Source organism: Arenibacter algicola, from assembly GCF_000733925.1.
Taxonomy (GTDB): Bacteria; Bacteroidota; Bacteroidia; order Flavobacteriales; family Flavobacteriaceae; genus Arenibacter; species Arenibacter algicola.
The window spans coordinates 575,514-590,923 of sequence record NZ_JPOO01000001.1 but is presented as its reverse complement, the minus strand read 5'-3'; the positions used below and the strand labels follow the sequence as shown (position 1 = coordinate 590,923).

The following is a 15,410-nucleotide window of genomic DNA, read 5'->3' as shown; positions in this document are numbered from 1 at the left end:
ATTTCATATAAATTAGATTGAAGTTAAACTAAATCGGTTTAGTTATGTGGGTTCAAAAAATGATTAGTTAATTTCTAGTATTAAAACGTCCCACATGATTTTCTTATTTCCAATTTGGAATCTAGTATTCTAGTATTGTCTATATTCTCTTTCATTCCCTCAATTTCATTTATTAATATCTCCACTGCAATGTTACTAATATCCTTTACTGGTTGAATAACCGAAGTAATAGGTGGATCGACTAAATCAAAGGCGCTTAATTCATCAAAACTAACAATGGCTACTTCCTGAGGTACTTTTACATTGAACCTTTTAAGCTCTCGTAAACCAACAGATGTTAGGTAGTGTGTTGAAAACACAATTGAATCTACTGAATTGGGAAACTTTATTAGCTCACTTACTGCCAATTTTATTTCATCCTCATAATTTTCAGGACTTAACTCCTTTATAAGTTCCTTTTTAAATTCTATATCAAAGTCTTTCAACGCATTTTCATACCCCAACATCCTTTGCCTTATTGCCTCCAAACCTGGCTTTAGGGTAATAAACCCAATTTTTCGCCTCCCCAATTTCAATAAATGTTCTGTGACAGTTTTTGATCCATTATAATTGTCTACAATTACATAATTAGTCTCACTTTCAGGATAATGCCTATCAATCAATACGAAAGGAAATTTATCTTCCTTCAATGACTCAATTTCTTTTAGATTCTGCTGCGTTGAGGCTATAATTAATCCTTCAACCTGTCGGTTGAGCATTGACCGAATCAATTCTGACTCTTTCTTTGGATCCTCACTTGAGCTACTAAAAAGAACGGTATACCCAAGACTCTTCGCCTTTAACTCCACATAACCGGCTATTTTAGAATAAAAGGAATCCGAAATATTAGGAATAATCAACCCGATAGTTTCACTTTTCCCTCTACTTAAACCACGTGCGAGTTGGTTTGGCACATAATTGTGCTTCTTGGCATAATCGATAATTTTTTTCTGAGTTTCCTGACTGATTTTGTTTTCATCCCCTTTGTTATTCAATACCAATGATACTGCCGTTTTGGAAACGTTCAGTTTTTTTGCAATATCCTTTAAGAAAACCTTCTTCATATCGAACAATACCTAAAGCGGTTTAGTTATTACCGCTAAACCATATATTTTAACCAACTCTATTTAACCGTTACAAGCCACTCTTGCTACGCTTTTAATTAATCCCAACAACTAAATCCTAATCGATACTAATTAACTAAAGCGGTTTAGGAATTTCAATATTACATATTTATTTTTACAAAATAAAATTTTTATGGGATTTATTTTGTGATATCAACAATTTTTACGCTCCTAACTCCTAAATTGACACTGAATAACTTATAATATTATCAATTTCTTCATCACACACCAGAGTTTCACATTGGAAATGTAAATACTATTAACATAGCATTAATCCATTTTCAAGGATCAAGTACGATTTCTGGGTATTTGGATATTTATGCAAATAACTGAGTTAATCTAAACAGAAAGAATTCTGTGTTTCTAACCCCTCTGAACTGTGCCCTGAATGCCTTTATTTTAGCGTTGAAGGATTCAGCGGATGCATTTGTACTTCTATTTATAAAATAGTTCAGGATCGATCTATAGTTGAGCGATATCGTGTTTGCAATAGTGTTGAAGGCTCTAAAGCCCGTGTTCTCTACGTCTTTGTACCAATGTGCCAACTTGGTATATGCCGTTTGAATGGAAGTTGCCGTATTGAATATGTTCCTGAGTCCTTGGACCAGGTCAAAGGCAGTCTTTATATCAGGGTATTGATCGAACAATATCCTGCTTCTTTCGGATTGGTTCCGGGTCCAATTGTTGGGCGATTTATAAAGCAGGTACCTACTTCTGGCCAAGAGTTGTTTTCTGGTGTCCCCGTTATTGAATTCTTTTGGGACGAAGGCCCTGTTCTTTTCTTTTGCCTGCTTTATCTGTTGGTTCTCCCGGTCTATGGCGTCCCACCTATGTTTGATCCGGATATCCTGAAGGGCCTCCAGCGCCAGCTTCTGTACGTGGAACCTATCCGTCACCTGTACCGCTTTTGGGAAGCATTTTTTGGCGATGGTCTTCATCGAGTTCGCCATATCCAGGGTGATTTCCTTGACCGTTGCCCTTTTCTTGGCGGGTATTTTCATCAGTTGTTCCATGATGGGCCCCACCTTGGTGCCGGAGAATATGGCCACTATAGACCCTTTTTTACCCTTGGCTTTTTTGTTGGTGATTATGGTGTAGAGCTCCCCCTTGGAGAGTGCCGTTTCGTCAATGGAGAGGTAAGGTCCCATATTTTCGGGAAAGACGAGCCATTGTTTGGCATGTCCCTTTTGCTCCCAATGCTTGAACTCGCTCAGATAATTCCTGTACTGCCGCTGGAGTTTCTTGCCATTTACCCCGAAGAGAGACCCAAGTTGTTGGCCGCTCAGGGCCGTATTATCCGTTGATCTCTTTTAAAAAAGCAGCGAACTCCTTTGACATGCGGGTCCCCTGTGCAATAAATTCGTCCCAATCACGGCTGGTCTTGGTCCATTTTTCATCCTCCAGGACATCCCAGCGCCTGCGCTTGAGACTCAAACTGACCAGATTGCTGCGGATCGGATAATCATCGATGACCCTGGGCTCCATAAAGCCACTGGCCTTAAAGGTGTGCTCTTTGTAACGCTCCGGTATCTGCTTTTTCTCCTCTAGAAATACAGTCAGCCGATTGTCGTATAAGGGATTCTTTATAGGTTTTTGTTCAAAGCCGACGATATCAAAAAAGTCGAGTAATCCCTCTGGTAAAAATAAGCTCAATAACGATAAATCGGTTCCTTTGTCCATCCATTAAATTTAAAGTGCAAAGAAATAAATTATTCACTTCAGACCCAAGTTTTGTACTTGATCCATTTTCAACACCATCGTAAACACAATATCGCTCAACTATAGATATATCCTAAGTTTTTATAAACAGAAGCACAAATGCATCGGCAGAATCGTTCAATGCAAACATAAAAGCTTTTGGTGTGCAATTCAGAGGAGTCAAAAACACAGAATTCTTCCTATTTAGGCTAACTACGATATTTGCATAAACACAACAATTGTTCTTGATCCCACAAAACCTCAATTTGTTTTAACATTGTTTTACCAAAACAAAAAAAGCCGACTCCTAAAAGTCGGCTTTCCCTTGTTGTACAGGCGGAGAGACTCGAACTCTCACACCTCACGGCACTAGATCCTAAGCCTAAATTTTCAGTATATCAAAAGATATCAAAACAACATAAATAATTGTTTATAAGTGCCTTATAATATTTTATATCTAGAATTGTGTCCAGATAATATCACAAAATGTGTTACCCATGTGTTACCCAGTTTGTTTATCTTTATAAAAAACTATTTGGAACATGGCAACTCTAAAAACTGTTTTACACACTAAAACCGACAAAAAAGGAAAGAAAGAATTTCGTTTAGCACTGCGCCTTACAGTAAATCGAAAACGCAGTTATTACCATCTAGGCCAAAAGCTAAAACCGGAGTTTTGGGATGAAAGTGGTGAAAAAGTCAAAACTTCACATCCAAAGTACAAACGGCTAAATAGGCTCATTAGAAAGAAATACGATGAAATTGAAGATATCATATTTGACTTGGAAGCTTCTAAACAAAATTATACAGCTAAAGGTGTAATAGATTCTATTCGAAAGGATACCCGAAAATTATCGTTTTTTGAACTTGCTAACGAGCACATTGGGGATCTGATCAATGCCAATAAGCATAATAGAGCAATTTCCGATAGAAGCAAAATTAACACCATAAAGGAATTCGTTAAAAACAGAAACCTGACATTTGAGGAAATAGATGAACAATTACTTAAAAAATTGAAAATTTACCTTCGTAGTAATGCCGGAATATCTGAACGATCTGCAATGAACGTGTTGGTTTTGATACGATTACTTTTTAACATTGCCATTAGTAAAAAGATAGTGGATAGAAAGTTTTACCCTTTCGGGAAAGACAAAATAAAGATAAAATACCCCCAGACCATTAAAATAGGTCTAGATGAAAACGAGATTCGGAAAATTGAGGAACTTGATTTAGAAGAGGGAACTCCAACATGGCACACTAGAAACATATTCTTATTTTCCTTCTATCTTGCCGGAATAAGGATATCGGACGTCCTTAGAATGGAATGGAGTGACATTAATGGAGATCGACTATATTACAAAATGAGCAAAAATGACAAAGCCGATTCACTAAAACTTCCTGACCAGGTGATAAAAATTCTTGACTACTACAAAATTGACAAAAGACTTAAATCAGATTACATTTTTCCTGATTTAAAAAATTTACCAAACAAGGACTCCAAGACTATCTACACAAGAATTAAATCTTCTATAAAAAGACATAATACCAATTTAAAAATGATTGCCGGACTTGCTAAAATAGATAAAAAAATTACCAATCACATATCTCGACATAGTTTCGGAAACATAGCAGGCGACAAGGTCTCGCCCCAAATGCTTCAAAAATTATACAGGCATACCCATCTCAGTACAACTATTGGCTACCAAGGGAATTTTATTCATAAAAATGCGGACGAAGCATTGGACGCTATAATTAATTTTTCAAAGTAGTTGGATACAAGCCATAATTAGAATAACAAAAACCAATACCTGTCCCTTATTCTTGGCCTTTCTGAGAAGAAAAATTAAGAGTTGAATTGATATTAGCACCAATTAACCAAGGCGCAGGAAGAAATTGATTTGAAATATTCAAAACCACATACCCACAACATAAGCAAGTTCATCAAGGAAATCATGAAATTCTCAAGTAAACAATGTTTTGGAGGAGCTCCCTGCCTATTTACCGCTAACTAAGTGTTACATTTAACATTTTAGGTTTTCCCAACCTAATAAATTCCCCAACCACGTAATTCTGGAAAGTAATATTATCCAATTTATTTACTATAAAAATTTCAATTATTACGAGATTTCCGAGCACTTTTACCGTAAAAATGTCATGACTTTTCAATTTAAGTTTATCAACACAGCCATAAAATTAAGCACTTTATGAACCGTAACACCGCCTTGGCGTGTTACCCTCTTGCTTTACATTTTAAACTCACCCAGGTTCGTTTCAAAACGTAAACGCCCAAAAGAAATACCTATATTTATAATAGATCAAAAACAAAACTATAATATTTTTCCCTGCCCTCCACGACTTATTTTTCACTTTTTCGATACCCCTCCAACTCGATTTTGGCTTATGGAGGATTTATAAAAGGAGCGAGGCACGAGCCCGATTATGCAATCCGAATAAGACGAAATCGGACAACTTTGGTATCGGGAAAGAGAAGCGAAGAATCGCTTTTTCAATCTTGGAATAGGTTTATGATTTGAAAAAACCATCATTTTATTTGAGATCTTTTGCTTGATTTTGATGAGCACACAAATAACATAACCAAATCTGGGACAACTAGTGGGACAACTACTGGACAACTACTGGACAAGCGGTGGACAAGTAGTGGACAAGTAGTGGTACATATATATAAACTATTTAAAACATAAATAAACAAAATAAAACTTATATAAATGGGGGGCGTTTTTCTCAAAAACGCCCATTGACCATCCAAGTTTAATTTCATTTTAAAAATTATACTTAAACATGGTCTTATTTTGAATTTTACGCATGATTTTAGCGTATTTTACAGCTGGAGAATAGTAGAGGTCATCTCATCCAAATTTAAGCCTACAGAAGCCTTAAAAACGCATAAACACCTGATTCACAACACTTTAATTCCATCTATTGTCATTTACAGTTATTTGGTATCTTTTAAAATGTTATACTAAATATGCTATTGAAAAAAAAAAAAAAAAAATGACCCCAGCGAAAACCAAAGCGGACTTAAGCCGTTTTTGATTTTGTAGGATTATTATTAATCTTTAATTTGAAATACAAACTGTACTCAATGGTCAAAAACCAAGAAAATTATCGGCGAGGTACAGGATCTACTTCAAGAGGGTTAACTTTTAACCGACCAACTTATTGAAGACCTTTCCCAATCCATACTACCTCAAAGTGCAATAGATCAGAAAGATATTCCAATTGCCGCAACTTACATTGTAAGGCCATCAGGATATCAGGATTTAAATTAGAAAGGACATCTTATACCGCGCGTTTCAACTGAACCTTGTTGCCAAAAGAAGTTAAATTTGTATTTACGTTATTATTTTATTTGTTTTGCCGCATTCAATTGGGATATCGGTTCAATTTTCTATGCCTTAGACCCAAGTTTTAAGTTTAATTACAGTAACCGTAATTAGCTTAGATTAGAATAAAAAATAGTGAACCAAGGTATACTCAAGAAGTGTTACGGATATTCAAAGGGTTAGTACTAGGCGCTGAGATAGAACCATTAGGTTTAATATTGAGTAATTGTCATATAAGAAGAGGCTTTACCAAACACAAAGGTTACTGGTGTTTAACCTGAGTTTCTAAAATAATTAAAGATTGCATTGTGTATAATATTTTATTGATTGCCTCCATTTTCGGTTTTGTTCTAACCACCTTGTTGTTTTTAAAAAAATCCACCCAACCCAAAGCCACTATTTTTCTAGGGAGCTTTTACTTTTTGCTTTCAGTCTATGCCTTGCAGGCCTATATTATAGATGGAGGGCATTTGGCATTATGTAGTTGGTTTTTTTTATGGCCGCTTATACTTTATAACCTGTTTGCCGTGCCCATTTATTTTTATTTTGAAACTATTATGGCTGATGAATTTAAATGGAAAAAAAGATACTTGCTACTGTTTCTTCCTTTTGTTTTAAGTGTTATTGACGCAGGATTTATATATCTGCAACCAGATGCGGTTTATCAAGAAATGTTACATAATGCCTTGACCGACCCCAAAAATAGGCTGCATGTAAGTTATTGGCTCCTTGATCTGGATCAGCACATGCTAATGCGCCATGTATGGCAGCTTGGCGCCTTATTGATTGTGATGCCCAAGTTATTGGACTTTATCAAGGAAGGCACTGCTGATGGGTTAAAGGTTATTTTGAACAAATGGTTATTGGTTTTTTGGTTTGGCTTAACCCTATTTGCCGTATTTGCCATTTTTTATGCCGTAGAGAATATGCTGGCGATAAACATTTTTGAAGGGGGATCTATGGTACCGGTAATATTGTATTTGATTATGTTCTCCATAGGGGTAATTCCCATCTATTTCCCTACCATCTTACATGGGTATCCTCAAGTAATCGAAGGTACTGTGGATTCAAAACAATCGATTTCCAACCAAGAACTCGATAATAAGTATGGATTGGATGAAGCAGGGGTAAAAAGAAAGCTGAAACTTCTCGTTCAAAAGAAATTGCATTTGCAACAAGATTTTAATGTTACCAATTGTGCACGTGAGATGGAAATGCCTGCACATCATTTGTCTTATTTCATTAAGCAGCAGTATGGACTTAATTTTACTTCCTATAAGAACAATTTACGTATGCAACATGCCAAAAAACTGATCGAAGACGGTTTTTTGGAGAATAATACCACCGATGCCCTGGCTTGGGAATGTGGTTTTGCCAGCAGGAGCTCCTTTAGCAGGGTCTTTAAAGACGCAACAGACCATAGTCCAAGTGATTATGCATCAATACTCCAAGATAACGGCTAGTATTTTAGAGTACCACACCTTATTCATACTTCTATTCATGTGCCTTTAAAGTTGGTGTCAAGATTTAATTTGGACACCAATATGCCTGTTCTAGAAATAATAAACCCAGCTTTTTAATGTTTTTTTGCAGACTTCGGCTCACTACATGTAGGAATATACTTAAATGTGAGTAGGTTGAATTAAAAGATAGACCTGTCTTATGACCCAGTGATAGTTTTGCTGCATGCTGACCTAGCCCGAAGTATGAAAAAATCAATAAAACCAATTACTAATCAATCAAACCTTATGAAAAGTACCCTCAAGTGTATGCTCTTGGTCTTCTGCTGCCTCGGTTTTGGCAGTATCATGGCACAGAATCCATTTATCACCACCTGGAAAACCGATAATCCGGGAGCTTCCAACGACTATCAAATTACCATACCCACCGGCGAAGGCACTTTTGCCTATACCGTAGACTGGGGAGATGGCTCTAACGATACTACAGTATATACTGGAGACGCCACTCATACCTATGCCACGGATGATACTTATACGGTGAGCATTAGTGGCGATTTTCCGCATCTTAAATTTGAATATGGAGAGGATAACGGCAAATTATTGTCCGTGGAGCAATGGGGGGATCAGGTTTGGGGCTCCATGCAACAGACTTTTTACTATTGTTCCAATATGATCATCAATGCGACTGATGTGCCAGATCTGACAGGAGTAACTAACATGTCAGGTATGTTTTATGAAGCCACTGCATTTAACCAAAATATAGGAGGGTGGAATGTGAGTAATGTAACTAATATGTCATCCATGTTTTATAAAGCCACCGCATTTAACCAAAATATTGGAGGGTGGAATGTGAGTAATGTAACTAACATGTCATCCATGTTTAATCAAGCTACTTCTTTTAATCAAGCTATTGGAGGTTGGGATGTATCTAAGGTTACCAATATGAGCTTTATGTTTTATGAAGCTGCCTCTTTTAATCAAGATATTGGTTCATGGAACGTTGGAAGTGTAACCGATTTCTCATACTTATTCTATGACGCAACGAATTTCAATCAAGACATTGGTTTATGGGATGTTAAAAATGTCACCAACATGTTCTTTATGTTCAAAGGACTTAAAGACTTTGATCAGGATATTAGTAATTGGAATGTGAGCAATGTTACCAAGATGGATTATATGTTTTATAATGCCTCTGCTTTTAATCAAGATATAGGGAACTGGGATGTGTCCAATGTAACCAATATGGATGATATGTTTCTTGGGGCTACTCAATTTAACGGTGCAATAGGTAATTGGAATGTTGGGAATGTAACCAGCATGAAGGGTATGTTCTTGAATGCAAAAAGCTTTGATCAAAACATCGGTTCTTGGAATGTGGGAGGGGTAACCGATATGATAAGTATGTTTAGAGGTGCTACATCTTTTAATCAAAATATCGGTTCCTGGGATGTTTCCAAGGTGACTGACATGAGGTATATGTTTGACGATTCAGGCCTGTCTGCGAGCAATTATGATAATCTGCTAAATGGATGGAGCGATTTAAGCCTGCAGAGCAATGTTTCCTTAAATGCTGGAAACAGTACCTACTGTAATGGGGCTGCCGCCCGCCAAAAGATTATCGATGACTTTGGCTGGACCATCACCGATGCAGGGGAAGAATGTCCTTTTGTTACCACTTGGAAAACCGACAACCCCGGTAAGACGGATGCCAACAGCATTGAAATCCCCACCGGCGACGGCACCTTTGCCTATACGGTAGACTGGGGAGATGGCTCCACCGATACTACGGTCTACACAGGCGACGCCACCCATACCTATGCCACAGCGGGAACTTATACGGTGAGCATAAGCGGGGATTTTCCTCATCTTAAATTTGTTGATGACGGGGACAATGAAAAACTATTATCCTTAGAACAATGGGGTACTCAGGTCTGGGGCTCTATGGAACAGACTTTTTACAATTGTTCCAATTTGGTAATCAATGCGACTGACGCACCCGATTTGACACAAGTGGCAACGACCCAATCGATGTTCCAGAATGCAACATCCTTTAACCAGGATATCAGCGCATGGGATGTAAGCAATGTGAACAAAATGCTTTATATGTTCGCTGGTGCCACCTCCTTTAATCAAAATATTGGAGCCTGGGACGTATCCAATGTACAATATATGTCGTTTATGTTCGATGGCGCTTCCGCTTTCAACCAGGATATTGGTGGGTGGATTGTGACCACGGCAACCGTAATGGATAATATGTTCGCTGGTGCAACCTCTTTTAACCAAGATATCAGTGGTTGGAATGTGAGCAATGTACGTAGTATGAACAATATGTTCGATGGTGCATCCTCCTTTAATCAAAATATTGGGGTTTGGGATGTCTCCTCGGTGTTCTATATGGAATATACGTTTAGAGGGGCTTCTTCCTTTGACCAGAACATTGGTGCTTGGAACGTATCCAATGTTTATGCTATGACGGAGATGTTCAAAGATGCCGGACTTTCCACGGACAACTACGATAAATTGTTAGAAGGTTGGAGTACCCAGACTTTACAGAACGGAGTGGCTTTTGATGCCGGCAACAGTACCTATTGCGATGGTGATGTGGCGCGTCAAAAAATTATAGATGACTTTGGATGGAGCATCACCGATGCCGGAGAGGACTGCCCACCTCCTTTTATTACCACTTGGAAAACCGACAACCCCGGAAAGACCGATGCCAACAGCATTGAAATCCCCACCGGGGACGGCACCTTTGCCTATACGGTAGACTGGGGCGATGGCTTCACCGACACTACGGTATATACGGGCCCGGCGACCCATACCTATGCCAGCCCGGGCACCTATACAGTAAGTATCAGCGGAGATTTTCCGCATCTTAAATTTGATTTTGGAGGGGACAATCAAAAATTACTTTATGTAGAACAATGGGGGGGGCAGGTCTGGGAATCCTTTAGTCAGGCATTTTTTGGATGTGCCAATATGGTCATCAATGCCACTGATGTACCCGATCTGTCAAACGTGACCAGCATGAACCTAATGTTTTCATTTGCAAATGCCTTTAACCAAGATATCAGTGGTTGGGACGTATCCAATGTAACAAACATGAGGGGAATCTTTGAAGGAGCCGCTTCCTTTAACCATGATATCAGTAGTTGGGATGTATCCAATGTAACCAATATGAGCAATATGTTCTCAAATGCCAATGCCTTTGACCAGAACATTGGGGGTTGGGACGTATCCAATGTAACATCGATGAACTATATGTTCCAAAGCGCCACATCTTTTAACCAGGATATTGGTAACTGGGTGGTATCCAGTGTAACCAGTATGAGAGGAATGTTTTTACAGGCCAGCTCTTTTAACCAGGATATTATCGGCTGGGACGTATCCAAGGTTACCGACATGCGTGCAATATTTAACAAAGCAAGCTCCTTTAACCAGGCTATAAGCGATTGGGATGTCTCCAATGTTACCAAAATGTCCGAAATGTTTTACGGAGCAACCTCCTTTAATCAGGACATTGGAGGCTGGGATGTATCCAAGGTGGAAGAAATGGAGTCGCAGTTCTACCAGGCCAGCTCTTTTAACCAGAATATTGGGGGCTGGGATGTGTCCAAGGTGTACGATATGACATATATGTTCTATGAAGCACCAGCCTTTAATCAGGATATTGGCGATTGGGACGTATCCAATGTGGTATCAATGTATGGTATGTTTCAAGAAGCGGGACTTTCCAAAGAAAACTATGACAAGCTGTTAATCGGTTGGAGTGCCCTGAACTTAAAGAACGGGGTGGAATTAAATGTGGGGAGCACTGCCTATTGCGATGGGGCCACTGCCCGCCAGAAAATTATAGATGACTTTAATTGGACCATTACCGATGCCGGGGAAGAGTGCCAAAAGCCTTTTATCACAACCTGGCATACGGGAAAGACTGGCAAGTCCGATTTCTATAGCATCGAAATACCCACAGGAGACGGCACCTTCGCCTATACCGTGGATTGGGGGGATGGCTCTACGGATAATACGGTGTACACAGGCAATGCCACCCATACCTATGGCTCAAAGGGTATCTATACCGTAAGCATCAGTGGCGATTTTCCACATCTTTATTTTCCCTGGGAGAGTTTCCAGGATAATAAAAAACTGCTTTCGGTAGAACAATGGGGTAGCCAAATCTGGGAATCCATGAGGTGGAGCTTTTACAACTGTTCTAATATGGTTATTAATGCGACAGATGTCCCCGATCTTTCCCAGGTAACCGATATGAGTTTTATGTTCAGGGGTGCAGCCACCTTTAACGGAGACATTATTGGTTGGGACGTCTCCAATGTCCGTGATATGAAGGCTATGTTCTATGGTGCCAGCTCTTTTAACCAGAATATTGGGGGCTGGGATGTGTCCAAGGTAACCAATATGGCGGAGATGTTCTTTGATGCAACTGTTTTTAATCAGGATATTGGCAATTGGGATGTTAGTAATGTGACTAATATGAGTTGGATGTTTGAAAAAGCCTCTGCCTTTAATCAAGATATTGGCAATTGGGATGTTAGTAATGTGACCAATATGCAGCAAATGTTTAGCAGAGCCTTAGCTTTTAATCAAGATATTGGGAACTGGGATGTGCGTAATGTGACCAATATGGTTGGCATGTTTATCAGAGCGTTAGCTTTTAATCAAAATATTGGGGTCTGGGAGGTCAGTAGTGTGGAGAATATGATAGGAATGTTTTATGAAGCCTCTACTTTTAATCAAGATATTGGGGATTGGGATGTTAGTAATGTGACCAATATGCGGGAAATGTTCTATAGGGCCTATGCTTTTAATCAAGATATAGGGAATTGGGATGTTAGTAATGTGACCAATATGGAGGGCATGTTTTATAAAGTCGCTGCTTTTAATCAAAATCTTGGGTTCTGGGATGTGTCCAAAGTAACCACCATGAGGAATATGTTTGCAGACGCCGGACTGTCTATGGAGAACTATGACAAACTGTTGAACGGCTGGAGTGTGCTGACTTTACAATACAATGTGATTTTTGGTGCCGGTAACAGCACCTATTGCGATGGGGACGCTGCCCGCCAAAAAATCGCCAGTAACTTTAGTTGGAGAATTACGGATGCGGGAGGAGACTGTCCAGATAGTGATAATGACGGGATCGCTGATAAAGATGATGTCTGCGATGATACCCCAGTGGGAGATGCAGTAAATCCTAGCGGATGCTCAGTGGGTCAAAAATTAACGGTAAGTACAACAGCGATCACCCTGGACGAGAATGGAGGTACGGGCAACTTTGCTGTAGTCTTGGCTGTAGCCCCAGATTCCGATGTAGTACTCTATATGACGAGTGCTGCAACGACGGAGGCTATAGTGGATAAGACCATCCTTAACTTTACCCCCTCCAATTGGGATACGGCCCAGACGGTGACCGTTACTGGGGTAAACGACGATATGGTTCGTGACGATGCTACTACCATTTCCATTCGTGTAGCTAATGATAGTTCTGACGATACTTTTGACGGTTTGTTCCACACAATAGTAGTTACACTTAACGATGATGATACTGATACGGATGGTGACGGGGTGATTGATGCTATCGATAATTGTGCTACCGTACCCAACGGGGATCAGTTAGACACGGATATGGACGGAGAAGGAGATGTATGTGACAGTGATGATGACAACGATGGCATTACAGACGATGTAGATCTTTGCTCCAACACCCCTGCTGGAGAAGCTGTGGATGCCGAAGGCTGCTCAGAGAGTCAAAAGGACAGTGACAATGATGGGGTAAGAGATGCTGATGACCTATGTCCGGATTCTCCTGAAGACGAGGCCGTGGATGCCAACGGTTGTTCCAATAGTCAGAAAGACAGTGATAATGATGGTGTAACCGATGATAAGGATACTTGCCCCAATACCCCTGCCGGGGAAACGGCCGACGCCAATGGATGTTCGGACAGCCAAAAGGATGCAGATGGCGATGGGGTTGTCAACGATGAAGACCTTTGTCCCAATACCCCTGCTAGGGAAGCTGTGGATGCCGAAGGCTGCTCCGACAGTCAGAAGGACAGTGACTTTGACGGGGTAAGCGATGCAGAAGACCTATGTCCGATTTCCCCTGAAGATGAGGCCGTGGATGCCAACGGTTGTGCCAATAGTCAGAAAGACAGTGATAATGATGGTGTAACCGATGATAATGATACTTGTCCCAATACCCCTGCCGGGGAAACGGCCGACGCCAATGGCTGTTCCGATAGTCAAAAAGAGGGTGACGACGGTAGTGATGGTGATGGTTCCGGTGACGGAAATGGTGACAAGGACTCCCTAAAGGTGTCCCAGGCCTTTACGCCCAATGGCGATGGGGTAAACGATACTTGGACCATCTATAACATAGAAAACTATCCCAACTCCTTTGTGCGGGTATTCAACAGATGGGGAGCAGAAGTGTTCTCTGCCAGGAACTACCAGAACGACTGGGACGGACATTACAAGGACCTGAGCAGTAGACTGCCAGATGGAGGTTCCTACTACTACGAAATAGACCTTGAAGGGGACGGTAACGTAGATATGAACGGATGGCTGTTTTTGGCCAAACAATAATCACAATAGATAAGAAATACAATAAAATACAATGCAGAATATAAAGAACATAGTATCCATAGCCCTCTTTCTCATCTTTGGGGCGCTAAGTGCACAACAGGAAGGGCTGTTGACCAATTACCGCTACCATATGAACGCTTATAACCCGGCCTATGTCTCCCCAGGGGGGGAGACGGCCATTACTTCCAGCTTCCGCCAGCAATGGACGGGAGTGGAAGAGGCGCCAAGGACCATGGTGGTCTCCTTTGGTACGCGTTTGGGCGAGAAGATGGGGCTTGGGGTGTCCGTAATGAACGACAAGACCTTTATAGAGAGCCAGACCTTCATCGGTATCGACTACTCCTACAAGCTTCAGTTGTCCGAGAAGTCGGAACTCTACCTAGGGCTCAAGGCAGGCGGCAATACCTATTCGGTGAACACGGCAGGGCTGGAAACCTATAATATTCAGTCGGACCCCAGCATATCCTCCATCTCCGATTTTAACCCCAATATTGGGGCGGGGATACTTTTTAAAAGGGAAGCACTGTTTCTTTCCTTGGCCATGCCCAGAATGCTGAGCACGGACAGGGCAGAGAACAGTAACGGTACGGCTACGGCCACTGTGGCCAAACCACACCTTTATGCCACAGTGGGCTATGATCTGCCGCTTGGCAACAACGGCAACCTAATGCTAAAACCTTCGGCCATGATGAGGCAGGTGAGCGGGGCACCACTGTCCGTAGATTTTAATGCCATGCTCTCCTTTAACAACGATTTTGAACTGGGGGCCAGCTATAGGAGCGATTCGGCCTTTGCCGGACTGGTAAACCTAAGCATACAAAAGCGACTCACCCTGGGCTTCGCCTATGAGGTGAGTACCAGGAGCGAACTGGCCAGTGCCAAGAATACCAATGAGCTGTTCATGAAGTTTGTGTTTTAAATAGAAAGAGTGATTTCTTTAACAAAAGTTAATTTATATATAGAAAGAGACCGTTTAACTTTCCTTAAACAGTCTCTTTATTAATTGAGCGCATATATTATTAAAACAAAACTCTATTATGATGCTATTTCAGCTTAATGTAGTTCTATTTAAGAAGCTTATAAACGGGTAGGATGGACCCCTCAATGAATTATTTAAAAATGGAAATTACATATTTGGTAAT

At 40.4% G+C, this 15,410-nt stretch carries 7 protein-coding genes; 4 read left to right on the top strand and 3 right to left on the bottom strand.

What is annotated here, in order from left to right; translation table 11 throughout:
- Positions 1–80: 80 nt before the first annotated feature.
- From U735_RS0102455 to U735_RS0102440, 3 genes are all read right to left on the bottom strand, one after another.
- The gene (locus U735_RS0102455) at positions 81–1,103 is read right to left on the bottom strand and encodes a LacI family DNA-binding transcriptional regulator (protein WP_034247970.1); all 1,023 of its coding nucleotides are present in this window, start codon (positions 1,101–1,103) and stop codon (positions 81–83) included.
- Positions 1,104–1,480: 377 nt separating this feature from the next.
- Positions 1,481–2,449: an ISAon1 family transposase gene (locus U735_RS0102450; protein WP_031442307.1), complete on the bottom strand. Its 969-nt coding sequence runs from the start codon at positions 2,447–2,449 to the stop codon at positions 1,481–1,483.
- Between the two features lie 7 nt (positions 2,450–2,456).
- Positions 2,457–2,843, bottom strand: coding sequence for an ISAon1 family transposase N-terminal region protein (locus U735_RS0102440; protein WP_031442306.1), 387 nt, complete (start codon positions 2,841–2,843; stop codon positions 2,457–2,459).
- 560 nt (positions 2,844–3,403) lie between these two features.
- Between U735_RS0102440 and U735_RS0102435 the strand changes: the two genes are divergently transcribed.
- From U735_RS0102435 to U735_RS0102415, 4 genes are all read left to right on the top strand, one after another.
- Positions 3,404–4,630 carry a site-specific integrase gene (locus tag U735_RS0102435; protein ID WP_031442305.1) on the top strand — a complete coding sequence of 409 codons (1,227 nt, stop codon included), beginning with the start codon at positions 3,404–3,406 and terminating at the stop codon, positions 4,628–4,630.
- A 1,883-nt stretch (positions 4,631–6,513) separates the two neighbouring features.
- Positions 6,514–7,668, top strand: a complete 1,155-nt coding sequence (locus tag U735_RS0102425) for a helix-turn-helix domain-containing protein (RefSeq protein ID WP_157364992.1) — start codon at positions 6,514–6,516, stop codon at positions 7,666–7,668.
- Positions 7,669–7,953: 285 nt separating this feature from the next.
- The gene (locus U735_RS25880; protein ID WP_232233152.1) at positions 7,954–14,268 is read left to right on the top strand and encodes a BspA family leucine-rich repeat surface protein; all 6,315 of its coding nucleotides are present in this window, start codon (positions 7,954–7,956) and stop codon (positions 14,266–14,268) included.
- Positions 14,269–14,299: 31 nt separating this feature from the next.
- Complete coding sequence (locus U735_RS0102415; protein WP_031442302.1) at positions 14,300–15,187, top strand: PorP/SprF family type IX secretion system membrane protein; 888 nt, start codon at positions 14,300–14,302, stop codon at positions 15,185–15,187.
- Positions 15,188–15,410: the final 223 nt, after the last annotated feature.

Bases quoted from the DNA above. Each gene is read 5' to 3' on its own strand.
- U735_RS0102455 (WP_034247970.1), bottom strand. From the start codon at position 1,103: ATGAAGAAGGTTTTCTTAAAGGATATTGCAAAAAAACTGAACGTTTCC.
- U735_RS0102440 (WP_031442306.1), bottom strand. From the start codon at position 2,843: ATGGACAAAGGAACCGATTTATCGTTATTGAGCTTATTTTTACCAGAG.
- U735_RS0102435 (WP_031442305.1), top strand. From the start codon at position 3,404: ATGGCAACTCTAAAAACTGTTTTACACACTAAAACCGACAAAAAAGGA.
- U735_RS25880 (WP_232233152.1), top strand. From the start codon at position 7,954: ATGAAAAGTACCCTCAAGTGTATGCTCTTGGTCTTCTGCTGCCTCGGT.
- U735_RS0102415 (WP_031442302.1), top strand. From the start codon at position 14,300: ATGCAGAATATAAAGAACATAGTATCCATAGCCCTCTTTCTCATCTTT.